This is a genomic window from Erwinia artemisiae (genome assembly GCF_051400835.1).
GTDB classification, from domain to species: Bacteria; Pseudomonadota; Gammaproteobacteria; order Enterobacterales; family Enterobacteriaceae; genus Erwinia; species Erwinia aeris.
Map to the genome: position 1 here is coordinate 429051 of NZ_JBLFFM010000004.1, position 24928 is coordinate 453978.

Genomic DNA, 24928 nt, shown 5'->3' on the forward strand with positions numbered 1-24928 from the left:
ATTAGTAAAACTGGTGTTTATCTTTTATGGAGAGAATGTGCTCTTTTCAACTAATTGATAATTATGTTGTTTTTTGTTGGTCAGGATTTTATTTTTCTTCTGAACTGCTAAAGGTGTAGAAATGTTGAATTGTTACAGTTCATAATTTCTTATGGTTATATATTAACCTTTTTGAGGTTTTCATCTCGATTATTGACGATTTTCCATAAGAAAAAGCGATGGCGTTCAGGTATGAAACCTGAGCGAGAGAAAGAAAAGGCCCATAGCTTGCAGCGAAAACTATTGCAGCGTCCACCCTGGATCGGCATACACCCAATCTTGCAAAAGCACGAATGATCCTGCGTAAGATTGCTGCAACCCTTAGCCGGTTGCACACTCCGCCTGTTACAGGAATGAGCCCAACCTGTGTCGTAATCTATTGGCTGACCAGTAAATTTTTACTCAGAAGAGGTTGGGTTCAGGCGCACTTACGCAGGCGCAAAGCGCCGATCACCGATGCTGTATTCAGAAACGCTTTGCCTTGCCATAGCCCCCGGGATCGGCGGCTGCAGCCTGTTCATATTTTTCAATAGTTCGTCGGGTACTGGATAGGGATGAGGCAGACATGACGTCAAAAGGTTTCGCCGCCCGGGCGGGATCGTCAGTGAAGCGGGTACTGGGATCTTTCGCCAGCGAGCGTACGTCATAACGTCCGGGTTCCTTCGCCCGCGCACTTTCTACCATATGTTTGACAAATTTTTTCCCCACTGGCGGATAGGTAGTCGAGGTTAATATATCCTCGATCTCCGCCATTGGCATGGTACGTACATGGCGCAGCGCCCACTGGGCGTGCGGATCGGGGCGGGGATCGTTTCGCTGCTGGATAACGTCAAGCCTGCCCGGATCGAGCCTGCTGTTCTCCAGCGTGGTCACAATCGGCAGATGTTGCCAGGCATCAAGCACTACCGGATCTTCCTGACGTTTGTCTCCTAACAGCACCAGGACGTGGTCATTATTGTAGAGAGTATTAAACACGGGCTTATTGGCTCCTCTGGCCGCCACTTGCGTGTAGGCCAGATCGGCAAATTCCTGACAGTGTCCTCCTTGCACTCTCAGGGCGCTGTGTCCACTCGCATAAGCACGATCCAGGCCTGTCGCCGCGTCAGGAAACCGTTGTGTAAAGCGTTCACTGGCTTCATGACTAAAGCGGTCTGCAGCGCGCACGGCCATGATACCGCGCATCGCACTCTCTCCCTGATCGGCAACGAGCGGCAACCACTGATTACCACCACGCCCTAATTGCGTACGCACTTCCTGTTGGACTTGCGCCGCCAGATCCATGCTTTGCAGCGTCTGTGGTGAAACCACCCTGACCTGATGCTGAAAGGGGCCGGATGCCTGCATTTGTGTCGCGCTGAGGCTCTGATGAGCGGGCTGGCTCTGCTGGGTCTGGCGGCTGCTGCCAGAAGAAAATATACGCATCATAATCCGACTCCGACTTCATCAGGAAGGTGCTGGCTGATAATGCCCAGACGCTGTCCCAGCGTATGAGTATAAAAAGCCATATTTTCGTACAGGGCAATCAGGGCCTGAGGATCTGCCGTGTTCATCGGCAAACGCGACCATATCACCAGTTCGTCACTGTTTGCCGAAGCCGCCAGCACAATGGGAGGGAACTCTTCGTTCATCAAATTTGCCTGCAGGAGTTCCCAGAGAAGCTCAGTGGTAATGTCATTAGCCGTCCTGAAAGGAAGCAGGCAGCTAAAGGTGATGTGGTTACCGGGATAATGCAAAAGCCTCAGCGATAAATCTGACCACATCACTAACTCAAAGGCTTCTTCATCGCCCCGCATCTCAGGCGTTAGCTTGAGGTAATTGAACAAGGGAATAAGAGCACTACTAAAGGATGTTGACATAAAGCTTCCTTTTTATTTGTCTCAGGTAGCAAACCGGCACGGCAAGTGCAGTCCGATCCGACTTCACTGCAAAGTAAGGAAGAGTAAGTGAACAGAAAAACCGCCTGGTTCCTTACGCTGTGGAACAATTGCGAGCAGATGTGATGGGGTTAAAATAGTCGAGTTGATAAAGGGGAATTATCTGGCCTGTCTCTGCCCGTTTGCCGGTTAAATCTCTGGTGGCTTCACTGCCGGATACAGTCCCATGAACGGCCACTTGCCAGAAGGATATTGGGATGAATAACACTGAACAGTATAAATTCATTTAAAAGCGGCATACTGCGCGCAAAACCAGGTTTATAAATTATCCAGTCTGCAAACCAGCTACCAATCGGCTAACGAGAGAATGCTTAATCTTTGGCGGCAGCGCCATGCAGTCAGCACTTTACCGGCAGCCTTTTGGCACGGCACCCTGCTGAGCCAGGGCGCAGAGTTTTTACCCGAATCACTGCATAATCAGGGCGAAACCAAAATTGATGAAAACGCAACGCCGACAGGTAAAGAGTAAAAGACAGAACAAGGTCGATAAGCAAAAAGCCCGCTTAAGTTTCCTTAAGCGGGCTTCTCTAATATGGCTCCTCTGACTGGACTCGAACCAGTGACATACGGATTAACAGTCCGCCGTTCTACCGACTGAACTACAGAGGAATCGGTTTCGATGGGGCGCATAGTAACGGCCGCGTCCGGGCGTGTCAAAGGTCGAATGCCATTTTGCCGCGCGTTCGGCCGCAAAATCAGCAACCCGCTCTGTTTCTCGCCCGTTCGGGCAAAATTCAATCTCTTGCGCCAGATCGCACTTTACGGCGAATGCCTTGCTGATGTTAGAGGTGTGTCAAAATTTTGTTGTTTGCCGTTTTTAAAACGTGCGTTTCGGTGCTTTTATGTAAAAAGTTTCAAAAATGTTAATTATGGAATAATTGCACTGATCAGTCAGTCGGCCGCTATATGTCGAAGCGATAAAGACTGAAAAACTAAATTAAGCTTTTGATAAATATTGTTAATAACCAGGAGCAGTCTGACTAAGACATTGCTTTTTCACCACTTAAAAATGTTATCCAGGCACCGGTGAAGTTGTGTGAATGTAAAAAATATCTTTCATTCGAGGTCCAGCCAGCCGCACAAGCTAATCACATAAGGGCTCTATCATGAAAAAATTCGTTGCAGGGTTACTGTTAGTCTGTTCGCTGCCTGCTGTCGCGCTGGCAAAAGATCTCCAGATGGGTGTCTCAATGGCACTGTTTGACGACAACTTCCTCACCATCGTTCGCAATTCTATGCAAAAAGAACTTCAAAAAGAAAACGTTAAAGGGCAGGTAGAAGATGCCAAAAACGATGTTTCCCAGCAGCTACAGCAGGTGCAGAACTTTATCGGGCAGGGCGTGGACGCCATTATCGTCAATCCGGTCGACACCAACGCGGTTAAACCGATTATGGATCAGGCCAGCAAGGCGGGCATCCCGCTGATTTTTATTAACCGCCGTCCCGCAGCCGAACTGACGGGCAAAATGGCCTATGTTGGCTCCAACTCGCAGCTGGCGGGGCGTTTGCAGATGGAAGCGCTGGCTAAACAAATGAATTACAAAGGCAACGTCGCCATCCTGTTAGGCGATCTGGCCAATGAATCGACGCGTGAACGTACCAAAGGCGTGAAAGAGATTGTTGCGAAATATCCTGGTTTAAAAATCGTTCAGGAGCAGACCGCGAAGTTTATGCGTAACGATGCGGTAGATGTGGTCAGTAACTGGCTCACCGCTGGCGACGATATTCAGGCGATCGCTGCTAATAATGACGAAATGGCGATTGGCGCGCTTCAGGCGCTGGGAAAAAACAGCGACCACGTGCTGGTGGCGGGGGTTGACGGCACGCCGGACGCGCTGCAAATGATCAAAAACGGCAAAATGGTCGCTACCGTTTTTCAGGACGCAAAAGGCCAGGGCGAGGGGGCGGTACAGGCGGCGGTGAAGCTGGCAAAAGGTGAAAACGTGGAATCGAACGTCGATATCCCTTTCCAGCTGATCACCAAAGAAAACATGGCGAAGTTTACCAGCCTGAACCAGAAATAGCCGGGGTGCATCATGACCGCATATGCGCTTGAAGCCGAAGGCATCAGCAAGTTTTTTCCTGGCGTAAAGGCACTGAACAACGTCTCTTTACGGGTCAGGCCCGGCAGCGTACACGCGCTGATGGGCGAAAACGGCGCGGGAAAATCCACGCTGATGAAATGCCTGATAGGAATTTATCGCCCGGATGAAGGCTTAATCCGCGTCAGGGGCGAGGCGGTAGCGTTTCAGGACACGCTGGGCGCGCTGCGCGCAGGCATTTCGATGATCCACCAGGAGCTTAACCTGGTGCCTCATATGACGGTGGCGGAAAACATCTGGCTGGGCCGCGAGCCGATGAAATATGGCTTTGTCGATCACGGCAGCCTTCATCGCCAGACCCGCGAGTTGTTAAGCAAGCTGAACATTCTCCTTGCGCCGGACGATCTGGTGGGCGATTTGAGCATCGCCTCACAGCAAATGGTAGAGATCGCTAAAGCCGTATCCTGGAATGCGGATGTGGTGATCATGGATGAGCCAACCTCCGCGCTGACTGAAACCGAGGTTTCGCATCTTTTCGCTATCATTCGCGATCTCAGAGAGCAGGGTAAAGCCATCATCTATATCAGCCACAAAATGGATGAAATCTTTACGATTACCGATGAGGTCAGCGTATTTCGCGACGGTGCCTGGGTCGGTAGCAGCGCGACGGCGGACTATACGCGGCAGTCGCTGATTACCCAGATGGTCGGGCGCGAGCTGACCCAGCTTTTTCCCAAGTTCAACACGGCCATTGGCGAAGAGGTGCTGACGGTACGTCATTTACAGCGTAAAGGCGTGTTTGATGACATCAGCTTCGGCGTGCGCCGTGGTGAAATTCTGGGCGTGGCGGGGCTGGTCGGCGCGGGCCGCAGCGAGGTGATGGAAAGCCTGTTTGGCATGACCAGCCCCGACGGCGGCGAAATTCTGATAGACGGCGTGCCGGTAAAAATAGATTCGCCTGCCACGGCGATAGAAAAGGGGCTGGCTTTTCTTACTGAAGATCGGAAAAAGTCCGGGCTGTTTCTGGTGCTGTCGGTGATGGAAAACATGAGCATCGTCAATATGCCGGAATACAGCAGCCGCGCGGGCTTTGTCAGTCATATCCAGATGGCGAAGGACTGCATGGAGCAGATCCGTCGGCTGAACATCAAAACGCCCACTATGGATCAAATCATCAATAACCTCAGCGGCGGCAACCAGCAAAAGGTGCTGATCGCCCGCTGGCTGCTGGCACAGCCCAAAGTCCTGATCCTGGACGAGCCGACGCGCGGCATCGACGTGGGCGCGAAAGCGGAAATTTACCGGCTAATCAGCGAGCTGGCGAATCGCGGCGTCGCCATCATCATGGTTTCTTCTGAACTGCCGGAAATACTCGGCATGAGCGATCGGGTGATGGTCATGCACGGCGGCCGCATCACCGGCATCCTCAATAAAGAAGAGGCCGATCAGGAATCCATTTTGTCACTGGCGTCTGAATAAGGGCTGAAACCATGAGCGACGTAAAAATGAGTGGCCAACAGCCGTCTTCGGCAACGTTTTTAAGCAGTTTTAAGGGAAAGATGCCGAAGGATACCGGCATTTTTATCGTGATGGTCGCCATCGCGCTGATTTTTGAAGCGGCAGGCTGGTACGTGCGCGATCAATCGTTTTTGCTTAATCCAAACCGGCTGGTGCTGATTATTTTGCAGGTTGCCATTATCGGCATTATTGCGGTCGGCGTGACCCAGGTGATTATTACCACGGGGATTGATCTCTCATCCGGCTCGGTGATTGCTTTAACCGCCGTGGTGGCGGCCAGCCTGGCGCAAACCTCCGACAGCCTTTCCCCGATGTTCCCGTCGCTGGTCAATATGCCTGCGGCGGTGCCGATCGTAGCCGGGGTCGGCGTGGGGTTGCTTTGCGGGGTGGTGAACGGCGTGCTGATCACTAAAACCGGTATTCCGCCCTTTATCGCCACGCTGGGCATGATGGTTTCCGCGCGCGGGCTGGCGCAATACTACACGCAGGGCAACCCGATCAGCTTCCTTTCCGACAGTTTTACCGCCATCGGCCAGGGCGCAATGCCGGTAGTCATCTTCCTGGTCGTCGCGGTCATTTTCCATATCGCGCTGAAACACACCCGTTATGGCAAGTACGTTTACGCCATTGGCGGCAATATGACCTCGGCGAAAGTTTCCGGGATTAACGTCAATAAATACCTGGTGATTGTTTATACCATCGCGGGCGGGCTTTCCGGCCTGGCTGGCGTAGTCCTGGCGGCGCGCGTCAGCAGCGGCCAGTCCAGCATGGGCATGTCCTATGAGCTGGATGCGATTGCCGCCGCCGTCATCGGCGGCAGCAGCCTGATGGGTGGCGTAGGGAGGATTACAGGTACGCTGATCGGCGCGGTGATTTTAGGGCTGATTAAGAGCGGCTTTACCTTTGTTGGCGTGGACGCCTACGTTCAGGACATTATCAAAGGCATTATTATCGTCAGCGCCGTTTCAGTGGATATGTACCGCAATCGTAAAAAGCGCTAGCGGGCAGGAGCCAGGCCGGCCCCTGTATTCCTCTCAGCCGCCGCTTTTTTATGCCATGTAAACGTTACCATGCACAGCCTGACAGCATATTTTGCACCTCATCGGTGCAGGCAAGCGGTTGGTGAAAGCATTAAAAAAAAGCGCTACTCCTTTAGAGGTAATCAGATTCTCTTATTTTACCGGCGCTTAGCCTGAAACAAATGGGCTGAAAGCGCAGCCGGAAGTTTCTGGCACGTCACTTGCAATTCTTAACCCGCACCAGAGTGAAAACTTATTTTTTAGCGCCAGTAACAATGGCGTCCCGTGACGGAGGCAAAATGAACTTAAGACGACTGAAATATTTTGTAAAAATCGTCGATATTGGCAGCCTGACCCAGGCCGCAGAGGTGCTGCATATTGCGCAGCCTGCGCTCAGTCAGCAGGTTGCCACGCTGGAGAACGAGCTGGACCAGCAGCTGCTTATCCGTACCAAGCGCGGCGTGACGCCTACGGAAGCCGGGAAGATTTTATACGCCCATGCCCGTACCATTTTACGGCAGTGCGAACAGGCGCAGACGGCGGTGATCAACGCCGGGCAGACGCTGACCGGTCAGGTTTCAATCGGTCTGGCGCCGGGAACCGCCGCCTCTTCGCTGACCATGCCTTTATTGCAAACCGTGCGCGAACAGTTTCCGGAAGTGCTGGTTTACCTGCATGAAAACAGCGGCGCATCGCTAAACGAAAAAGTGATGGATGGGCAGCTTGATATGGCCGTACTTTACGACCGCGCGCCGTCCGCCGGCATCACCAGCCTGCCGTTGATGAAAGAAGAACTTTATCTGGTTGGCGCAACCGACTGCCCTGGACAAAACATCGATTTAGCCGACGTGGCCAAAATGAACCTGTTTCTGCCGCGCGACTACAGCGCCGTGCGCAAACGCGTTGACGAAGCGTTTTCGCTGCGCCGCCTGAGCGCCCGCATTATCGGCGAAATTGAATCGATCGCCACGCTGACCGCCGCCGTCTCCAGCGGCATGGGTGTCACCGTACTGCCGGAATCCGCAGCGCGCGCGCTGGTCAGCTCCACCGATGCCTGGATGGCGCGCATCAACAGCCCAACGCTGAACCTGCCGCTGTCGCTGAACGTTTCGGCGCGCTCGCCGCTTTCTCCTTCTGCGCAGGCGGTAAAAAATATCCTGCTGTCGCTGCTCAACAAACCGACGATTGAAGAGCGTGAACTGATGCTGGTGAGCTAATGCCTTTCTGCGGGCGCGCGTCGGCGCGCCTCACTCCTATATCGCTAAAAAGCATATAAAACCTCTTTTTATTATTTGTTGCTATCAATGTGCCTTATTAACATGGCTGAAACCAACAGATAACAGAGGGAGAGGCGCACGTGAATTTTCAGCAACTTAAAATCATCCGGGAAGCGGCACGCTGCGAGTTTAACCTGACCGAAGTGGCTAATGCGCTCTTTACCTCCCAGTCAGGGGTCAGCCGCCATATACGCGATCTGGAAGATGAGCTGGGCGTGGAGATCTTTATCCGTCGCGGCAAGCGGCTGCTCGGCATGACCGAGCCAGGCAAGGCGTTGCTGACTATTGCCGAACGCATCCTGGATGAAGCCGGAAAGGTGCGCCGTCTGGCCGATGTCTTTACCAACGAATCCAGCGGCGTGCTGACCATCGCCACCACGCATACCCAGGCGCGCTATAGTCTGCCAAAGGTGATCAAAGCGTTTCGCGCGCTCTATCCCGGTGTTCGCCTGGAGTTAAATCAGGGCACGCCGCAGGAGATTGTCGCCATGCTGATGGCGGGCGAAGCCGATATCGGTATTGCCAGCGAACAGGTCGTCAATAATCCGTCGCTGGCGGCTTTTCCCTGGTTCAGCTGGCATCATGCGCTGCTGGTGCCAAAGGGGCATCCGCTGGAGCAGGAGCAGCCGGTTTCGCTGGCGGCGCTCAGCCGCTATCCCTTAATTACCTATCGCCAGGGCATTACCGGCCGTTCCCGCGTTGACCGCGCCTTTCATGCCGCCGGGCTGACGCCGGATATCGTGCTCAGCGCGCAGGATTCCGACGTGGTAAAAACCTATGTCGAACTTGGGCTGGGCGTGGGCGTGCTGGCGGATCAGGCCTGCCAGCTGGATGCGCAGGCCGCGCTGACCCGGCTGGAAGCCAAACACCTGTTTGAATCCAATACCGTCTGGCTGGGCCTGAAGCGTGGGCAGCTACAGCGCAACTACGTCTGGCAGTTTCTGGAACTGTGCAACGCCAACCTGTCGCTGGAAGAGATCAAGCGCAAGGCGCTTTCCACGCATGACGCGGTAGAACCGGTGCTGGATTTTCAGATTTAAAATTTCAGAGGCGTCCCGAAGAACAGCAAAGAAAGCCGTTCGCCCGGCAATATTGCCTTGTTTTTGCCCCTGGGCTTGGGTAGCTTGCGTTCGGTGTCGTGCAGCAAAAATTTTTTATGGTGGGGTTTTATTCATTGGATGCGATCCATAGTGGTAATAGCCTTTAGCGCGCCTGGCCAGGCGCGCTATCGCCGTACAGCATGTTATTGAAAGCAAAGCGGCGGGGCGATCGCACAGTTAACACTGCCAGCAAGTAAATCAACGGCGAACGACTATGCTGTAAAGCAGGTTTATCCACCAGGGGGTTGTATGGTTGTTGCTAAAAGAACGCTGCCTTTTGCTCTCCTCGCTATTTTATTGACCGGCTGTGCCAGCAAAACCGCCGAGCAGTCGCAATATTCCGGCTTTTTAGGAAATTATGCCGAGATGAAACCGGTAAAAACAGCAAGCGGGCATGAAACGCTGCGCTGGATTGCGCCCGATTATCAGTCAGATCGTTATACCAGCCTCTATTTTGCGCCTGTTACTTATTATCCTCGCGCGTTACCCAACAGTCGGGTCTCTGCCGCCACGCTGGAGCAAATCCGTAGCTATACCGAATCCAGTCTTAAAAGCGCGCTGGCCGGGCGTAAGAAGATTGTCGACACCCCTCAGCCTGGCGGTCTGATAGTGAAAACGGCCATTACTGCCGTAACCGCTGAAAACAAAGATCTCCAGTTTTATGAGGTGGTGCCGGTCGCCGCCGTGGTAGCAGGCACGATGGCCGCCACCGGGCATCGCAGCCAGAACGCCGAGCTATTTATCGAGGCGGAAGCGATTGATATTGCTACCGGCAAGCCGGTTATTAAAGTTATCCGTAAAGGTTACGGCAAAAGCGTGGCGAACGGCGCTGCGCCAATCACCCCGACGGACGTGAAGGGCGCTATTGACGATATGGTGAAGGATGTGGCGACGTTCTCAACGCCCTAGTGAGAAGCGCCGATGGTCTGACAGGATGACAGAAAAAATTATCGGGCCACGATACGGCCCGATAGCCGTCTCCCAATAAGCTCCGGCTTATTTAACGCATAAAATTTTGTCGTGCCATGCATGGTATCATCCGGCCGCCGTATAACTTTTCTCGCCTTACCTGAATGCTGCTATCTCCGCCCGTAGCATAAGCCTGCATCGCGCACGGCTGCGCGTTCGCAGTATAAATCTGCAATACAAACGTCTGAGCACCCACAGCATAAACCTGCATCGCGCACGGCCGACCACCGATCGCCTGAAAGCGCTTCGCGCACGGCTACGCGTCTGTAGCATAAACATGCGCCACGTACGGCTGATTATTCGCAGCATAATATTTTGTTTTGCCGCGCAAATCTTCTCGCCGGGTCGAGCGGTCGGCCTGTTAAGGCAGCATCCGCTGCGCGGCTTCCTTTAGAGTAAATACAGACAACCAGAGGGGAAGATATGTTTACTCAACGCTTAAAGGATCCGCAGCTTTTAAAACAGCTGGCCTGTTTTGACGGGCGCTGGCAGGCGGCAGGCAGCGGCGAAACGCTGCCCGTGCTCAATCCGTCCACCCGTGAGCTGCTGGCGACCATTCCGGCGCTGGGCGCGGAAGAGACGCAGCGCGCCATCGCCTGTGCCGACTCGGTGCGGCAAAGCTGGGGCAAAACGCCCAACGCGCAGCGCGCGCTGCTGCTGGAAAAGTGGCATCAGCTGATACTGGAAAATGCGGACGATCTGGCGGCTATCATGACCGCAGAGCAGGGCAAACCGCTGGCGGAAGCAAAAGGGGAAGTGCTCTACGGCGCGAGCTTTGTGAAATGGTTCGCGGAGGAAGCCCGGCGCATTTACGGTGAAACCATCCCCGCGCCGTCCGGCGACCGCCGTATCCTGGTTATCAAACAGCCGGTTGGCGTTGCGGCGGCTATTACGCCGTGGAATTTTCCCATCGCGATGATCACCCGCAAAGTGGCACCCGCGCTGGCCGCAGGCTGTCCGATTATCGTCAAGCCTTCGGAGCTGACGCCGCTTTCCGCGCTGGCGCTGATGGCGCTGGCGGAGCGGGCGGGTTTCCCACCGGGCGTCCTACAGGTGCTGACCGGCCTGCCGCAGGCGATTGGCGCGGCGCTGACCGGCAGCCGCACCGTGCGTAAAATTTCTTTTACCGGCTCCACGCGGGTCGGCCAGCTGCTGATGCAGCAGAGCGCCGACAGCATCAAGCGGCTGAGCCTGGAGCTGGGCGGCAACGCGCCGCTAATCGTGTTTGACGATGCCGATCTGGATATTGCCGTCGCGGGCGTGATGGTCAGCAAATTCCGCAACGCGGGACAAACCTGCGTGTGCGCCAACCGCATACTGGTGCAGCGCGGCATCAGCGCCCGCTTCAGCGAACGGCTGCTGGCGGAAGTCGCGAAGCTGAAAGTCGGTGACGGCTTCAGCGAAGGCAGCACGCTGGGGCCGCTTATTAACCAGGCGGCGGTCGACAAGGTTAATGCGCATATCGATGATGCGGTAAGCCACGGCGCGACGGTGCTGGCCGGCGGCATAGCGCCGCGCGACGGCACCTTTGTCGCGCCGACGGTGTTGGTGAACGTCACCTGCGCCATGCGTATCGCCCATGAGGAAACCTTTGGCCCGGTCGCGCCGCTGTTTGTTTTTGATACGGAAGAGGAAGCGCTGGCGATGGCTAACGATACGCCTTACGGCCTGGGCGCCTACTTTTTTACCGAAGATCTGCGCCGCGCCTGGCGGGTTGGCGAAGCGCTGGAGTTCGGCATGGTCGGTCATAACACGGGCGCTATTTCACTGGAGGTCGCGCCGTTCGGCGGCATAAAAATGTCGGGGACGGGTCGGGAAGGCTCTCGTCACGGTATTGAGGAATATCTTGAAATAAAAGCGTTTCATTTCGGCAGCCTGAATTAATCCCGGCTGTTATCGCGCCTGCCTCCTTCTCTGAGGCGGGCTTTTTTATATTTAAAGCGCACGCAATTTTATAAATTCATTGCCGTTATGGTGCAAATTTCTACGCCGCCGCTCCGTGCTGGTGCGTTTATAAAATACGCAAAATCAAGCGGTTATATGCGCGTCATTTTTACCCCCGATGACGGCATAAAATTTTTTTCACGCGGCTTTTACGCATTTTTATTTCCCCAGCCGTTGGCATACTTTCTGCATAGAGTAAATAAGTGGATAAAAGGCCGGCTTAATCAGCCCGTTCCCGCGCAATATAAGGATGGCTCCATGTTGAGTTTTGATCCCGATAAAATCGCTTTACCGCAAGGACATTATATTAACGGCGAACACCGTAAAGACGGCGGCAGCCTGTTTACCGTGCGTCGGCCTTCCGATGGCCGTACGGCTGGCGAACTGGCGGAAGCCAACGCTTCGCGAGTGGATGAGGCGGTACGGGTAGCGGATCGCGCCGTCAGAGAGAGCGGCTGGGCAAGCTGTCCGCCTCGTCAACGCGGGGCGGTATTGCGGCGCTGGGCCGATTTGATCCAGGCCGACACCCGGCTTCCGTTGCTGGAGGCTCTGGGATCCACACGCCCTATTTATGACGTTATTCATCACGAGATCCCTTTTACTGCTGAAGCCATCCGCTTTTACGCGGAGTGTGCGGATAAATATAGCGGCGATTTGTTACCAACGCGTGACGCCAGCCTGGGGATGCTGATCCCTGAACCTTATGGCGTGATCGGCGCCATTACCCCGTGGAACTTTCCGCTGTCGATGGCCTCGTGGAAGTGCGGCCCGGCGCTGGCGGCGGGCAACGCGGTGGTACTGAAACCTTCCGAGCTGACGCCATATTCCACCGTGCGTTTTGCCGAGCTGGCGGTGGAAGCCGGGCTGCCTGCGGGCGTACTGAATATCGTGCAGGGCAGCGGCGCGGTAACCGGCAGCGCGCTGGTGGCCCATCCGCTGGTACGCAAGGTGTCGTTTACCGGATCGACCCTGACCGGCGCGCGCATTATGAGCGACGCGGCGCACCACGGCATGAAGCCTGTGACGCTGGAGCTGGGCGGCAAAAGCCCGCAGCTGGTTTTTGACGATGCGGGCGAGGTGGCGGAAGTAGCAGCGCGTATCCTGCGCGGCTTTACCGCCAACGGCGGCCAGGCCTGCGTAGCGGGCACCCGGCTGATCGTTCAGCAGGGTATAGCGGAGGCGCTAATCGGGCAGCTTATCAAGCTCTGTCAGGGCTTCCGGCCAGGCGTGACCTGGGATGAAAGCAGCCGCTATGCGCCGCTGATCGACCGACGCCAGGCGATGAAAGTGCAGCAGGTGATTGACGCCGCCGTGCGCCAGGGCGGCGAAGTGCTGACTGGCGGCAAAAGGTTTGAGCAAACGGGCGAAGGCTACTTCTGGCAGCCGACGCTGCTGAGCCACGTCGCGGTCGACAGTCCCGCCGTGCAGGAGGAGATTTTCGGGCCGGTACTGACCGTGCAGGTTTTCAATACGGAAGAAGAGGGGCTGGCGCTGGCATCCCATCCTACCTACGGCCTCTGCGCGGGCGTTCATACCAAAAGCCTCGATCGTGCTTTACGGGCAATCCGGGGTATTGCGGCGGGCACCGTCTGGGTTAATCGCTACGGCCGCTCCGGCGACTTCATTATTCCCACCGGCGGCTTCCACGGCTCCGGCATCGGCAAGGATCTGGGCCGTCAGGCCTTTGAGGCCTGCCAGCGTTACAAAAGCGTACTGATCGATTTCTGACTCTTCCCGTTATCAAGAGGATGCATCATGAGCGTGTTTAAACCGAAATTTATCACTTTCGACTGTTACGGCACTCTGATTAACTTTGATATGGCCGGCGCGGCAGCAAAACTGTTCGCCGATCGCGTCAGCCCGGAAAAAATGCAGGCCTTTACCGACGACTTCGCCAGCTACCGGATGGATGAAGTATTAGGTGCGTTCAAACTCTATCCCGACGTTGTGGGTAACGCGCTGTATCGCACCTGCAATAAATGGGGCGTGGAGTGCTCGGACAGCGACTGCGCGGCGATCATGACCGCCTGCGCCAGCTGGGGCCCGCATCCTGACGTGCCGGCCGGGCTGGCCGCCGTGGCAAAGGAATTTCCGCTGGTGCTGCTGACAAACTCCACCGACGAACTGATCAAAAACCACGTCCCGCGCCTGGGCGCACCGATCCATATGACCATCACCGCCGAAGAAGTTGGGGCGTATAAGCCGCAGATGAAAGGCTTTGAATATATGCTCAGCAAGCTTAACTGCGGCCCGGAGGAGATCCTGCACGTTTCCAGCAGTCTGCGCTACGACCTGATGACCGCGCACGATCTCGGCATCACCCATAAAGCCTTCGTCAACCGGGGCCACGGGCCGGGCAACCCTTTCTATGGCTACAGCGAAATCCGGGATATCGGCGGCCTTCCTGCCGTCGTCGGTCTTTAACCCAACGCGGGAGCAGCGCGATGAAACTGGAATCTTTCTGGCAGGCCACTGCACCGGCGTTTACCGGCGCGGCGGGCGGTGATTTGCCCGCTACGGCGGATGTGGTGGTGATCGGCGGCGGCTTTACCGGCATCTCGGCAGCGCGCGCGCTGGCGCGTAGCGGATTAAACGTCGTGGTACTGGAGGCGGCAGGCGTGATGAGCCAGGCCTCGGCGCGCAACGGCGGCCACTGCAACACCGGCGTATCGCAGAATTTCGCCTCGCTGGTGGCAAGCCAGGGCGAAGAGCAGGCCAACCGCTACTATCGCGCTTTTGCCAGCGCCGTGGACTATGTGCAAAGCGTGGTTGAAGAAGAGCAAATCGACTGTGATTTCCTCCGTTGCGGCAAAATCAAGCTTGCCAGCAAGCCGGGCCATTTTGCCGGACTGAAAGCAACTTTTGATGCGCTGCGGCGCAGCGTGGATCCCGACGTGGAGCTGGTCAGCGCAGACGAGGTGCGGCGCGAAGTCAACTCAAATGCTTTTCACGGCGGGCTGATCCAGAAGCGCGGCGGCCAGATGCATATGGGCAAATTCGGCATCGGGCTGGCGCAGGCGGCGGCGCGCGCCGGGGCGAAAATTTTCGAGCAGACGCCGGTAACCAGCCTGACGCGCGTCAAGGGCTACCAGCATCGCGTCGGCACCGCAAAAGGCGAGATCCTGGCGGAAAAGGTGCTGATGGCAACCGGCTGTTCCAACGTAGGGCCATTCGCATGGTTCCAGCGCCGCATTGTTCCGGTCGGCAGCTTTATCGTGGTCACCGAACCGCTGTCGGCGCCGCATGAGCTGCTGCCCACTAACCGCACCTGCGTCACCTCAATGAATATCGGCAACTACTTCCGCACCACGGCGGATCGGCGCCTGGTGTTCGGCGGCCGCGCCCGCTTCGCTATCAGCAGCCCGACCAGCGACGCGCGCAGCGGCAAAATTTTGCAGGCGGGCATGAGCAAACTCTTTCCCTCGCTCGCCGATGTTCGCATCGACTACTGCTGGGGCGGCCTGGTGGATATGACGGCCGATCGACTGCCGCACGCGGGCGAGCACGAAGGCGTGTTCTACTCGCTGGGCTACAGCGGCCACGGCACGCAGATGTCGGTCTGGATGGGCCGAGTGATGGCCGATCTGCTGGCGGAAAAAAGCGTGGAAAACCCCTGGCAGCGCGAAAGCTGGCCAGCGGTGCCGGGCTATTTCGGCAAGCCGTGGTTCTTACCGGTAGCGGGGCTGTATTACAAAACGCTGGATCGGATCTCCTGACAATATGACCTGAGGGTGTGCAGATGAGTAAATTTCGTAAAGCGTTCTCTGACCCATCGTTAACCCAGGCCATCACGGATGTGGCTATGTCGCGGCGCGGCCTGATGAAGCTGCTGTCGGCGGGCGCGGTGATGAGCACCGGCCTGATTGGCTTTCCCGAACTCAGCTTCGCGGCAGAAACGCCGGTCAAGGGCGGCAGGCTGCGCGCCGCCGTCGCCAACGCCTCCGCCACCGACACGCTCGATCCGGCCAAAGGCAGCAACAGCGGCGACTACTGCCGTCAGTTTATGTTTTACAGCGGCCTGACTGAACTGGATAAAAACCTCAGGGCGCAGCCCGCGCTGGCGGAATCGATTGCCAGCAGCGACGGTATCACCTGGCAGATCAAACTGCGCCCCGGCGTGACCTTTCACGACGGCAAAAGCCTGACGGCGGACGACGTGATCTGGTCGCTGAGCCGCCATAAAGATCCGGCCGTCGCCTCTACCGCCATCACTCAGGCAAAGCAGTTCAGCAGCCTGACTGCCGTCAGCCCGACGGAAGTCAAACTGGTGCTGACGCAGCCCAACTTCGATATCCCGACGGTGCTGGCCACCAGCCAGTTTTTGATCCTGCAACAAAACACCACCGACTTCAGCAAGGCGATCGGCACCGGCCCGTTCGTGCTGAAAAGCTTTACGCCGGGCGTCAGCACCGTCGGCATCAAAAATCCGCACTACTGGAAGCCGGGCCTGCCGCACCTGGATGAAGTGGAGCTGCTGGGCGTGACCGACCAGTCGGCCCGCGTCAACGCGCTGATGTCTGGCGATCTGCATCTGGTGGCGACGCTCTCTTCCGGCAACGTGAAGCGCCTGCGCCAGTCCGGCCAGTTTGGCGTGCTGGAGAGCAAATCCGGCATGTACACCAATCTGATCGTGCGCACCGATATGAAGCCCGGCAGCAACGAAGATTTCGTGCTGGGTATGAAGTATCTGCAACCGCGCGAAATGATGGTGAAAACCGTAATGCAGGGCTTTGGCCAGGTTGCCAACGATACGCCGATACCGCCGTGGCATCCGCTGTTCAACAAGGATATTCCGCAGCGTCCGCTGGATATCGACAAGGCGAAATTCCACTTTAAAAAAGCAGGCATGACGGGCGCCAGCGCGGAAATCATCACTACGCAGAATATTGAAGGCTCGGTCGAGGGCGGCCAGCTTATCCAGCAGCTGGGCCGCGCCGCCGGGATGAATTTCAACGTTCGTCGCGTGCCTTATGACGGCTACTGGTCAACGCACTGGACGAAAGATCCGCTCGGTTACGGCTCTATCAACCCGCGCGCCACGGTGGATCTGCTGCTGTCGCAGTTTTATCTCTCCGATGCGCCGAACAACGAATCGGGCTGGAAAAACGCGCAGTTCGATCAGTTGGTGATGGCCGCGCGCGGCGAGCGGGATGGCGCTAAGCGCAAGCAGATGTATGGCGATATGCAGCAGTTAATTTATGACCACAGCGGCACGCTGATCCCGACCTTTATCAGCTCGCTGGACGGCTACAGCAACAAGGTCAAAGGCGTCGAAGCCTGGCCGACGGGCATGATGATGGGCTACCGCTTTCACGAGTTTGCCTGGCTTTCGGCCTGATCCGTTCTATCCGACAGGAGAGCGACCATGAACCGCTATGTGCTTTTTCTCATCGCCCGCCGCTGCGGCGCGGGCCTGCTGACGCTGCTGATCGTCTCGGCCGTGGTTTTTTTCGTCACCAGCCAGCTGCCCGGCGATGCGGCGCAGATGGTGCTGGGCCAGAGCGCCACGCCGGAAACCGTGGCGGCGCTGCGCCAGCAGCTGGGGCTGGATCAGCCGCTGATGACGCGCTATCTGCACTGGCTGGGCGGGATGCTGCACGGCGATTTCGGTACCTCTTTTGCCAGTCATCTGCCGGTTTCGCAGCTGGTGGCCGCCCGCATGCCTGCCACCTTTGAACTGGCGGCGATCGCCACGCTGGTTTCCGTGCCGCTGGCGTTAGCGATCGGCCTGGCCGCCGCGATCAAACGCGGATCGCTGTTCGATCGCGGCCTGATGCTGGGCACGATGGCGGTGGTGGCGGTCCCGGAGTTTCTGGTGGCGACCATTGCGGTGATCGTTTTCGCGGTGAAGCTGCACTGGGTGCCCGCGATGTCGCTCGGCACGCCCGCGCCGGACGTGGTCAGCTATCTGAAAACCTACGCGCTGCCGGTGCTGACGCTTTGCTGCGTGCTGGTGGCGCAGATGGCACGCATGACCCGTTCGGCGCTGATTAACCAGATGGAAAGCCCCTATCTGGAAATGACATTGCTGAAGGGCGTTTCGCCGCTGCGCGCCATACTGCGCCACGCGCTGCCCAATGCGGTCGGGCCGATCGCCAACGCCATCTCGCTCAGCCTCTCTTACCTGTTCGGCGGCGTGATCATTATTGAAAGCATCTTCAGCTATCCGGGCCTCGCCAGCCAGCTGGTCGACGCGGTGAGCAACCGCGATCTGCCGGTGGTGCAGCTTTGCGTCATGCTGTTTGCCGGTTGCTATCTGCTGCTTTTGCTGCTGGCCGATATCCTCACCATCGCATTCAATCCTAAGTGGAGGGGCTGATGAACCTGCTCACCTTACCCTGGCGTTTCTTTCTGTCGCTGACGGTCAGCGGCAAAACCGGGCTGTCGATTACCCTGATTTGGATAGCGCTGGCGGTGTTCGGGGCGTCGCTGGCGCCCTATAAGCTGGAGGATATCGGCGTTGGCCCGATGTTCGGCGGCGTCAGTAAAGACTTCTGGTTCGGCACCGACTATCTGGGCCGCGATATGGTCAGCCGCATCCTTTACGGCGCGCGCTATTCGATAGGGCTGGCGCTGGGCGCGGCGCTGCTGGCCAGCCTGGTCGGCACGCTGCTGGCGCTGCTGGCGGCGGTCGCCGGACGCTGGCTGGAGGAGATCCTCGGCCGCATCAACGACGCGATGCTGGTGCTGCCCGGCAAGATCCTGGCGCTGATGATCGTGGCAGTGTTCGGCTCTTCGCTGCCGATGCTGATCGTCACGGCAGTCTTTACCTACTGGCCCGGCGCGTTTCGCATCGCCTGGGCGATGGCCTCCAGCCTGCGCTCGATGGACTACGTGCGTGCTTCCAGGCTGCGTGGCGAAAGCCGCTTCTATATTGCGGTGCACGATATTTTACCCAACATGCTGCATCCAATGCTCACCGACTTCGGCCTGCGCTTTGTCTATATCGTGCTGCTGCTCAGCGGCCTGAGCTTTCTGGGGCTGGGCGTTCAGCCGCCCTATGCCGACTGGGGCACGCTGGTGCGCGAAAACCTTCAGGGGCTGTTCGATGGCTCTCCGGCGGTGCTGGCACCCGCGCTGGCGATTGCCAGCCTGACCATCGGCGCCAATCTGTTTATCGATAGCCTACAGGCGATGCGTCCGCTGACGCCAGCTAAGGGGGTTGCATGACGGTCACACCACACAAGGCCCGCCCGATGGTGGCGGTAGAGAATCTGCGCGTGATCGCTCACGCCGACGATGGCCGTGAAATTCCGCTGGTGGACGATATCCGCTTCACCGTGCAAAAAGGCGAGGTGCTGGCGCTGATTGGTGAATCCGGCTCCGGTAAAACCACTATCGCGCTGGCGCTGATGGGCTATGCACGCCACGGCTGCCACATTGCGCAGGGCACCATTCACGTGGCCGGTACCGACGTAACGTCGCAGACGCCCGCGCAGCTGCGGCAGTTTCGCGGCAACAAGGTCGCCTATATTGCGCAGAGCGCCGCCGCGTCGTTCAATCCGGCAATGAAGATCCTCGACCAGGTGGTAGAGCCGGTGGTGATCCACAAGGTGATGAGCCGCGCCGAGGCGGAGAAAAAAGCGATTGCGCTGTTTCGCGAACTGGCGCTGCCGCAGCCGGACACCATCGGCCAGCGCTACCCGCATCAGGTCTCCGGCGGTCAGCTACAGCGGCTGATGACCGCGATGGCGCTGATCAGCGATCCGGAAGTGGTGATCCTGGACGAGCCGACCACCGCGCTGGACGTCACCACCCAGGTCGAGGTGCTGAAAACCTTCCGTCGGGTAGTGCGCCAGCGCGGCATGACCGCGATTTACGTCAGTCACGATTTGGCGGTGGTGGCGCAGATGGCCGATCGCATTCTGGTGCTGCTGAAGGGCGCTATCGCCGAATATGGCACGACAGGAGATCTGCTGCGCGCGCCGCAGGCGGAATACAGCCATCTGCTGCTGGAGGCGGCAAAGCAAAAGGTTCGCCCCAGCCCTTGGCGGCCTGAAGACGCCACCCTGCAGCCGATGCTGGAAGTGCGCGACCTCTTCGCGGGCTACGGCCCTGTCGACAAGCACGGGCAGCCAAAAACTCCCATTCTGCACGATATCAACCTGCGGCTGTATCGCGGCCAGGCGATGGGCATTATCGGTGAGTCCGGCTCCGGCAAAACCACGCTGGCGCACGCCATTGCCGGCATGAACAAGCCGTGCGGCGGCCACATTTTGTTTAACGGCCACTATATAGCGGGCGAAATGCAGCAGCGCAGTGAAAACGAGCTGCGCCGCATTCAGTACGTCTTCCAGATGGCCGATACCGCGCTTAACCCGGCGCACAGCGTGGAAACCCTCCTCGCGCGGCCGCTGACCTTCTTTCACGGTCTGCGCGGCGCGGCTCGCCAGAAGCGCATCGCGCAGCTGCTGGAGCTGGTTCGCCTGCCGGCCAGCGTGCTGACTCGTCGACCCTGGGCGCTGTCCGGCGGACAGAAGCAGCGCATCAATCTGGCAAGAGCGCTGGCGGCCGAACCCGATCTGATCCTTTGCGATGAGGTCACCTCGGCGCTGGACACGGTAGTGGCGGCAGCGGTATTGGATCTGATCACCGACCTGCGCCGTGAGCTGGGCCTGTCGGTGATCTTTATCAGCCACGATCTGCACGCCGTGCGCTCGGTTTGCGACGAAATTCTGGTGGTCAAAAATGGCCGAATGGTCACTCAGGTGGTGCGTGCCGACTACGATAAACCTTCCAGCGAACTTTATTACGAACGTCTGAAGCGCGCGGTGCCGGAGCTGCGCCAGGGCTGGCTCGATGAACATAACGATATCGCGCTGTAACGGCGCGCCCGGAACAGGCCATTAAGAGGTAATTATGCCCGCACTGATACGATACGTTCAGGACAGCCGATATTTTCCCGAATCGGCAGATGTAGTAGTGATTGGCGCAGGCATTGCCGGCACGGCGGCGGCGTATGAACTGGCGAGAAAGGGCGTCAGCGTGGTGCTGATTGAAAAAGGCCTGGTTGGCGGCGAACAGTCCAGCCGCAACTGGGGCTGGTGCCGCCAGCAGAACCGCGACGAGCGCGAGCTGCCGCTGATTATCTATGCGCTACAGCGCTGGAGCGAGCTGGGGCAGGAAACCGGCGAGGAGCTGGGCTTTCGCCGCTCCGGGCTGGTGTACGCCACCGGCAACCAGAACGATATCAACGCCTGGGAAAAGTGGGGACAGATGGCGAGGCACTACGGCGTACGCAGCGATATCCTTACCGCCGACCAGGCGAAAGCGATGACGCCGGGCAGCACCAGCCGCTGGGCGGGCGGCGTCTCTTCGCCTACGGACGGTCATGCGGAACCGGCAATGGCGGCTCCGGGGCTGGCGATCGCGGCGCAGCGGCTGGGCGCAAGCGTGTTCCAGCAGTGCGCCGTGCGCGGGCTGGATATCGCCGCCGGAAAAGTCAGCGGCGTGATCACCGAAAGAGGCACCATCAAAACGCAGCGCGTGATCTGCGCGGGCGGGGCGTGGACGTCGATGTTCTGCCGCCGTCACGGCATTGAGCTGCCGCTGGGCAACGTTATCGGCACGGCTTTTCGTACCGCGCCGATCGAGCAGGCCATTGCTATGCCGCTCTACACGCCGGACTTCGCCTGTCGCCCGCAGCTGGACGGCAGCTATACCGTTTCCGTTTCCGGCCGGGGGCGGCTGGCGCCCGGCGCACAGGGGCTGCGCTATGCGCGACAGTTTTATCCCACGTTTAAAGCCCGACGCAAAAACCTCAGGCTGGAGCTGGGCCTGACGCCTTTCCTGAAGGGGCCGGAAGCGCTGGCGCGCTGGCAGTTCGATCGCCGCTCGCCGTTTGAAAAGATCCGTATTCTCGATCCGGCCGCCGATATGGCGCTGGTGCAGGAAGGGCTGAACGCAATGCGCAAAGAATATCCGGCGCTGGCCGGACTGCGCGTGGAGCAGGCCTGGGGTGGGATGATCGACAGCACGCCGGATGCGGTGCCGGTGATCTCGCACGTCGACAGGCTGCCCGGACTGATCCTGTCGGCAGGCTACAGCGCGCACGGGTTCGGCATCGGACCGGGGGCCGGGCGGCTGGCCGCCGATTTAGCGACCGATTCCTCGCCGGTGGTCGATCCCACGCCGTTCCGCTATGCCAGGCTGGTAGACGGCAGCGGCCTGCAACAGCCAGGCATGATTTAAGGAGAAAAGCATGAACATAGTCACGATGAACGAGCAGCACCTTGATGCCGCTTATGCTCTGACGCAGCGGCTACATTGGCCGCACCGCCGTGAAGACTGGCGGCAGGCGCTGGCGCTGGGCGAAGGCCTGGCGGCGGTGGAAAACGGCGAGCTGATTGGCACCACGCTTTACTGGCGCTGGGGCGACTACGCCAGCATCGGCCTGGTGATTGTCGCTGACGAAGCGCAGGGCAAAGGCATCGGTAAACAGCTAATGCAGACGGTGCTGGCCGCGCTGGAAGGGCATCAGCTGCGCCTGCACGCCACCGAAATGGGCAAAGGGCTGTACGAGAAGCTGGGTTTTGTGGCTACGGGCAAGATTGCGCAGCATCAGAGCCGCGAGCTGGCGCCGGGCGAACGCGTTCCCCCGCAGGCGTCGCAAAGCCTGCGCCCCGCCCGCCGCGAAGAGCTGACGGCGCTGGGCGAGCTGGAAAGCAGAGCGCACGGGCAGCGTCGGCCGACACTGATCGCCGAGCTTTTTGCCAACGGAGACCGCTTTCTGGTGCTGGAAGAGCAGGATCAAACGGCGGGATTCGCCTGTCTGCGCCGCTTCGGCCACGGCTTCGCCATCGGCCCGATTATCTGCGGCGATTTACAGCAGGCGAAAGTGCTGGTTAGCGAGCTGCTCGCCGGTCTGGAAGGCGCCTTCGTGCGTATTGATACCGACAGCGCCTGCGGGCTGGGCGACTGGCTTGCCACGCTCGGCATGGCGCAGGTCGATATGCCCGTCACCATGCATAAAGGCAAGCCCTGGCAGCCGCAGGGCGTGCGGGCATTCGGGCTGATGAGCCAGGCAATGGCATGAATATCCTCTACAAATCAGAGCCGGAGCGCGGCCGTATCTGGGCGGCATTACTGGCGGAGCTGGCGCCGGAAGCGGTGTTTCGCCAGTGGCCCGATATTGGCGAGGCGGCGGAAATCGACTACCTGGTCGCCTGGCAGCCGCCGGAGGATGTCAGCGTATTTACCGGCCTTAAGGCGCTGTTTTCCGTCGGCGCGGGCGCCGAGCAGTTTGATTACGCTGCGCTGCCGCCCGATCTGCCCGTGGTGCGCATGATTGAGCCGGGCCTTACCAGCGGCATGGTGGAATACGTCACCTTCGCCGTGCTGGGGCTGCATCGCGAAATGCCACGCTACCTTCAGCAGCAGCGCAACAGGCGCTGGCTGGCGCACCCGGCGATGCCTGCCGCAAAGCGGCGCGTGGGCGTGATGGGCGTGGGCGCGCTGGGCGAGGCGGTACTGAAGCCGCTGGTGCAGCTGGGTTTCGACTGTGCGGGCTGGAGCCGCACGGCCAAACATATTGCTGGCGTCGCCAGCTTTGCGGGCGCAGCGCAGTTGGGCGCTTTTCTGGCGCGTAGCGATATTCTGATCTGCCTGCTGCCGCTGACCGCTGCCACCGAAGGCATCCTGAATGCCGAACTGTTCAGCCAGCTGCCGACGGGCGCGTCGCTGATACAGGTGGGACGCGGCAAACAGCTTAATCATCAGCATTTGCTGAACGCGCTGGACAGCGGCCAGCTTGCGGCGGCGGTGGTTGACGTCACCGAGCCGGAGCCGCTGCCGGAAGATCATCCGTTCTGGCACCATCCCGCCCTCTGGCTGACGCCGCATATCGCCAGCCAGGCGCAGCCGGAAAGCGCGCTCAGGGCACTGCTGGAAAATATCCGCCGTTTTGAACGCGGCGAGCCGATGCACGGCGTAGTGGAAAGGGAGCGAGGATATTAATGAGTGACTTAATCGCACTGCGCCGCGATCTACACGCGCATCCCGAACTGGGATTTGCCGAACATCGCACGGCGGGCATCGTGGCCGATTTTCTGGCCGCGCTGGATATTGAGGTGCATCGCGGTATCGGAAAAACCGGCGTGGTTGGCGTGCTGCGGCGCGGCGGCGGTGGTAAAACCGTCGGACTGCGGGCAGATATGGATGCGCTGCCAATAGAGGATAGCGGCGCGCAGCCGTGGAAAAGCCAGCACGCCGACCGCTGTCACGCCTGCGGGCACGACGGCCATACCGTGATGCTGCTGGGCGCGGCGGAAGCGCTGGCGCGAAACGGCGGGTTCGACGGTACGGTGGTATTTATTTTTCAGCCTGCGGAGGAAGGGCTGGCCGGCGCGCAGGCGATGATCGACGATGGCCTGTTCAGCCGCTTCCCCTGCGATGCCGTTTACGCCGTGCATAACTGGCCGGAACTGCCGCTGGGCAGCGCGCAAACCCGTACGGGCGCTATTATGGCCGCCGCCGATCGTTTTGATATCACCGTGAAGGGCGGCGGCGGTCATGCCGCGCAGCCGCATCTCAGTCCGGATACGCTGCTGGCGGCCAGCGAGCTGGTGGTTCAGCTGAATACGCTGGTTGCCCGCGCGGTGGATCCTTGCGAAGCGGCGCTGCTGACGGTAACGCGCATTCAGGGGGGCTTTTCCCACAATATGATCCCGGCGGAGGCCAGCCTTACCGGCACCGTGCGCACCTTCAATCCTGAGGTGCAGGATGTAATAGAAAATCGCCTGCGTGAGATGGCGAGACATATTACGGCAGCACACGGCCTGACGGCGGATGTCCGCTACACGCGCTACTATCCCGCTACCGTCAACAGCGCGGCGGAAGCGGAGCTGGCGCTACGGGCCGCGAAAAGCGCCGGGTTAAACGCTTCCATAGCGGAAAAGCCCGCGCTGACCTCGGAAGATTTTTCTTTTCTGCTGCAGGCGCGGCCTGGCGCTTACCTGTGGCTGGGATCGGCGGCCAGCCGACCGCTGCACCACCCCGCCTATGACTTTAACGATGCGCTGATCCCTTACGGTGTCAGCTGGTTTTGCGAGGTAACGCGTAGCGCGCTGCCCCTTTCCGACAGTTAAT

At 58.6% G+C, this 24928-nt stretch carries 21 protein-coding genes and 1 tRNA gene; 19 read left to right on the forward strand and 3 right to left on the reverse strand.

What is annotated here, in order from left to right; genetic code table 11:
* Positions 1 to 504: 504 nt before the first annotated feature.
* Positions 505 to 1464 (reverse strand): hypothetical protein, encoded by a 960-nt coding sequence (locus ACMGEE_RS12425; RefSeq protein ID WP_253460330.1) that lies wholly within the window; start codon positions 1462 to 1464, stop codon positions 505 to 507.
* The gene (locus tag ACMGEE_RS12430) at positions 1461 to 1895 is read right to left on the reverse strand and encodes a CesT family type III secretion system chaperone (RefSeq protein WP_301730408.1); all 435 of its coding nucleotides are present in this window, start codon (positions 1893 to 1895) and stop codon (positions 1461 to 1463) included. The genes ACMGEE_RS12425 and ACMGEE_RS12430 overlap by 4 nt, the downstream gene beginning before the upstream one ends.
* 385 nt (positions 1896 to 2280) lie before the next feature.
* Here ACMGEE_RS12430 and ACMGEE_RS12435 point away from each other — a divergent pair, with 385 nt between their 5' ends.
* Positions 2281 to 2442 carry a hypothetical protein gene (locus tag ACMGEE_RS12435; protein WP_436830123.1) on the forward strand — a complete coding sequence of 54 codons (162 nt, stop codon included), beginning with the start codon at positions 2281 to 2283 and terminating at the stop codon, positions 2440 to 2442.
* Positions 2443 to 2506: 64 nt separating this feature from the next.
* On the opposite strand, the gene ACMGEE_RS12440 is transcribed toward ACMGEE_RS12435, so the two are convergent.
* Positions 2507 to 2582 (reverse strand) — tRNA-Asn (locus ACMGEE_RS12440).
* Between the two features lie 497 nt (positions 2583 to 3079).
* Here ACMGEE_RS12440 and ACMGEE_RS12445 point away from each other — a divergent pair.
* The 18 genes from ACMGEE_RS12445 (at position 3080) to ACMGEE_RS12530 (ending at position 24927) form a co-directional block, all read left to right on the forward strand.
* Positions 3080 to 3997 (forward strand): sugar ABC transporter substrate-binding protein, encoded by a 918-nt coding sequence (locus ACMGEE_RS12445; RefSeq protein ID WP_253460345.1) that lies wholly within the window; start codon positions 3080 to 3082, stop codon positions 3995 to 3997.
* A gap of 12 nt (positions 3998 to 4009) precedes the next feature.
* Positions 4010 to 5494: a sugar ABC transporter ATP-binding protein gene (locus ACMGEE_RS12450; protein WP_253460348.1), complete on the forward strand. Its 1485-nt coding sequence runs from the start codon at positions 4010 to 4012 to the stop codon at positions 5492 to 5494.
* 26 nt (positions 5495 to 5520) lie between these two features.
* Positions 5521 to 6534, forward strand: coding sequence for an ABC transporter permease (locus ACMGEE_RS12455; protein WP_370734459.1), 1014 nt, complete (start codon positions 5521 to 5523; stop codon positions 6532 to 6534).
* A 317-nt stretch (positions 6535 to 6851) separates the two neighbouring features.
* A complete protein-coding gene (gene nac / locus ACMGEE_RS12460) occupies positions 6852 to 7769 on the forward strand; it encodes a nitrogen assimilation transcriptional regulator NAC (RefSeq protein ID WP_253460354.1) in 918 nt (305 codons plus the stop codon).
* A 140-nt stretch (positions 7770 to 7909) separates the two neighbouring features.
* Positions 7910 to 8869, forward strand: a complete 960-nt coding sequence (cbl, locus tag ACMGEE_RS12465) for an HTH-type transcriptional regulator Cbl (RefSeq protein WP_253460357.1) — start codon at positions 7910 to 7912, stop codon at positions 8867 to 8869.
* Positions 8870 to 9178: 309 nt separating this feature from the next.
* On the forward strand, positions 9179 to 9838 hold the full coding sequence (locus ACMGEE_RS12470) for a DUF3313 domain-containing protein (protein WP_436830124.1): 660 nt from the start codon (positions 9179 to 9181) through the stop codon (positions 9836 to 9838).
* A 483-nt stretch (positions 9839 to 10321) separates the two neighbouring features.
* Positions 10322 to 11782: an NAD-dependent succinate-semialdehyde dehydrogenase gene (locus tag ACMGEE_RS12475; protein ID WP_436830125.1), complete on the forward strand. Its 1461-nt coding sequence runs from the start codon at positions 10322 to 10324 to the stop codon at positions 11780 to 11782.
* 318 nt (positions 11783 to 12100) lie between these two features.
* Entirely contained in the window at positions 12101 to 13570 is a 1470-nt protein-coding gene (locus ACMGEE_RS12480; protein ID WP_436830126.1) for an aldehyde dehydrogenase family protein, read from the forward strand.
* A gap of 27 nt (positions 13571 to 13597) precedes the next feature.
* The gene (locus tag ACMGEE_RS12485) at positions 13598 to 14266 is read left to right on the forward strand and encodes a haloacid dehalogenase type II (RefSeq protein WP_436830127.1); all 669 of its coding nucleotides are present in this window, start codon (positions 13598 to 13600) and stop codon (positions 14264 to 14266) included.
* Positions 14267 to 14286: 20 nt separating this feature from the next.
* Complete coding sequence (locus ACMGEE_RS12490; RefSeq protein ID WP_436830128.1) at positions 14287 to 15558, forward strand: NAD(P)/FAD-dependent oxidoreductase; 1272 nt, start codon at positions 14287 to 14289, stop codon at positions 15556 to 15558.
* Positions 15559 to 15581: 23 nt separating this feature from the next.
* Entirely contained in the window at positions 15582 to 17180 is a 1599-nt protein-coding gene (locus ACMGEE_RS12495) for an ABC transporter substrate-binding protein (protein WP_436830129.1), read from the forward strand.
* Between the two features lie 27 nt (positions 17181 to 17207).
* A complete protein-coding gene (locus ACMGEE_RS12500; protein WP_436830130.1) occupies positions 17208 to 18161 on the forward strand; it encodes an ABC transporter permease in 954 nt (317 codons plus the stop codon).
* On the forward strand, positions 18161 to 19012 hold the full coding sequence (locus ACMGEE_RS12505) for an ABC transporter permease (RefSeq protein WP_436830131.1): 852 nt from the start codon (positions 18161 to 18163) through the stop codon (positions 19010 to 19012). The genes ACMGEE_RS12500 and ACMGEE_RS12505 overlap by 1 nt, the downstream gene beginning before the upstream one ends.
* On the forward strand, positions 19009 to 20667 hold the full coding sequence (locus ACMGEE_RS12510) for an ABC transporter ATP-binding protein (RefSeq protein WP_436830132.1): 1659 nt from the start codon (positions 19009 to 19011) through the stop codon (positions 20665 to 20667). Before ACMGEE_RS12505 ends, ACMGEE_RS12510 begins: the two co-directional genes overlap by 4 nt.
* 34 nt (positions 20668 to 20701) lie before the next feature.
* Entirely contained in the window at positions 20702 to 22033 is a 1332-nt protein-coding gene (locus ACMGEE_RS12515) for an NAD(P)/FAD-dependent oxidoreductase (protein ID WP_436830133.1), read from the forward strand.
* Positions 22034 to 22043: 10 nt separating this feature from the next.
* Positions 22044 to 22877, forward strand: a complete 834-nt coding sequence (locus tag ACMGEE_RS12520) for a GNAT family N-acetyltransferase (RefSeq protein WP_436830134.1) — start codon at positions 22044 to 22046, stop codon at positions 22875 to 22877.
* Positions 22874 to 23797: a 2-hydroxyacid dehydrogenase gene (locus ACMGEE_RS12525; protein ID WP_436830135.1), complete on the forward strand. Its 924-nt coding sequence runs from the start codon at positions 22874 to 22876 to the stop codon at positions 23795 to 23797. The genes ACMGEE_RS12520 and ACMGEE_RS12525 overlap by 4 nt, the downstream gene beginning before the upstream one ends.
* A complete protein-coding gene (locus ACMGEE_RS12530; protein ID WP_436830136.1) occupies positions 23797 to 24927 on the forward strand; it encodes a M20 aminoacylase family protein in 1131 nt (376 codons plus the stop codon). The genes ACMGEE_RS12525 and ACMGEE_RS12530 overlap by 1 nt, the downstream gene beginning before the upstream one ends.
* The last annotated feature ends 1 nt before the right edge of the window (position 24928 follow it).

What these genes read in the sequence shown, in the direction of transcription:
- ACMGEE_RS12450 (WP_253460348.1), top strand. Translation starts at nt 4,010, where the DNA reads ATGACCGCATATGCGCTTGAAGCCGAAGGCATCAGCAAGTTTTTTCCT.
- ACMGEE_RS12490 (WP_436830128.1), top strand. Translation starts at nt 14,287, where the DNA reads ATGAAACTGGAATCTTTCTGGCAGGCCACTGCACCGGCGTTTACCGGC.
- ACMGEE_RS12515 (WP_436830133.1), top strand. Translation starts at nt 20,702, where the DNA reads ATGCCCGCACTGATACGATACGTTCAGGACAGCCGATATTTTCCCGAA.
- ACMGEE_RS12455 (WP_370734459.1), top strand. Translation starts at nt 5,521, where the DNA reads ATGAGTGGCCAACAGCCGTCTTCGGCAACGTTTTTAAGCAGTTTTAAG.
- ACMGEE_RS12480 (WP_436830126.1), top strand. Translation starts at nt 12,101, where the DNA reads ATGTTGAGTTTTGATCCCGATAAAATCGCTTTACCGCAAGGACATTAT.
- ACMGEE_RS12470 (WP_436830124.1), top strand. Translation starts at nt 9,179, where the DNA reads ATGGTTGTTGCTAAAAGAACGCTGCCTTTTGCTCTCCTCGCTATTTTA.
- ACMGEE_RS12495 (WP_436830129.1), top strand. Translation starts at nt 15,582, where the DNA reads ATGAGTAAATTTCGTAAAGCGTTCTCTGACCCATCGTTAACCCAGGCC.
- ACMGEE_RS12500 (WP_436830130.1), top strand. Translation starts at nt 17,208, where the DNA reads ATGAACCGCTATGTGCTTTTTCTCATCGCCCGCCGCTGCGGCGCGGGC.
- ACMGEE_RS12485 (WP_436830127.1), top strand. Translation starts at nt 13,598, where the DNA reads ATGAGCGTGTTTAAACCGAAATTTATCACTTTCGACTGTTACGGCACT.
- ACMGEE_RS12445 (WP_253460345.1), top strand. Translation starts at nt 3,080, where the DNA reads ATGAAAAAATTCGTTGCAGGGTTACTGTTAGTCTGTTCGCTGCCTGCT.
- ACMGEE_RS12475 (WP_436830125.1), top strand. Translation starts at nt 10,322, where the DNA reads ATGTTTACTCAACGCTTAAAGGATCCGCAGCTTTTAAAACAGCTGGCC.
- ACMGEE_RS12425 (WP_253460330.1), bottom strand. Translation starts at nt 1,464, where the DNA reads ATGATGCGTATATTTTCTTCTGGCAGCAGCCGCCAGACCCAGCAGAGC.
- ACMGEE_RS12520 (WP_436830134.1), top strand. Translation starts at nt 22,044, where the DNA reads ATGAACATAGTCACGATGAACGAGCAGCACCTTGATGCCGCTTATGCT.
- ACMGEE_RS12430 (WP_301730408.1), bottom strand. Translation starts at nt 1,895, where the DNA reads ATGTCAACATCCTTTAGTAGTGCTCTTATTCCCTTGTTCAATTACCTC.
- ACMGEE_RS12510 (WP_436830132.1), top strand. Translation starts at nt 19,009, where the DNA reads ATGACGGTCACACCACACAAGGCCCGCCCGATGGTGGCGGTAGAGAAT.
- ACMGEE_RS12530 (WP_436830136.1), top strand. Translation starts at nt 23,797, where the DNA reads ATGAGTGACTTAATCGCACTGCGCCGCGATCTACACGCGCATCCCGAA.
- nac (WP_253460354.1), top strand. Translation starts at nt 6,852, where the DNA reads ATGAACTTAAGACGACTGAAATATTTTGTAAAAATCGTCGATATTGGC.
- ACMGEE_RS12435 (WP_436830123.1), top strand. Translation starts at nt 2,281, where the DNA reads ATGCTTAATCTTTGGCGGCAGCGCCATGCAGTCAGCACTTTACCGGCA.
- ACMGEE_RS12525 (WP_436830135.1), top strand. Translation starts at nt 22,874, where the DNA reads ATGAATATCCTCTACAAATCAGAGCCGGAGCGCGGCCGTATCTGGGCG.
- ACMGEE_RS12505 (WP_436830131.1), top strand. Translation starts at nt 18,161, where the DNA reads ATGAACCTGCTCACCTTACCCTGGCGTTTCTTTCTGTCGCTGACGGTC.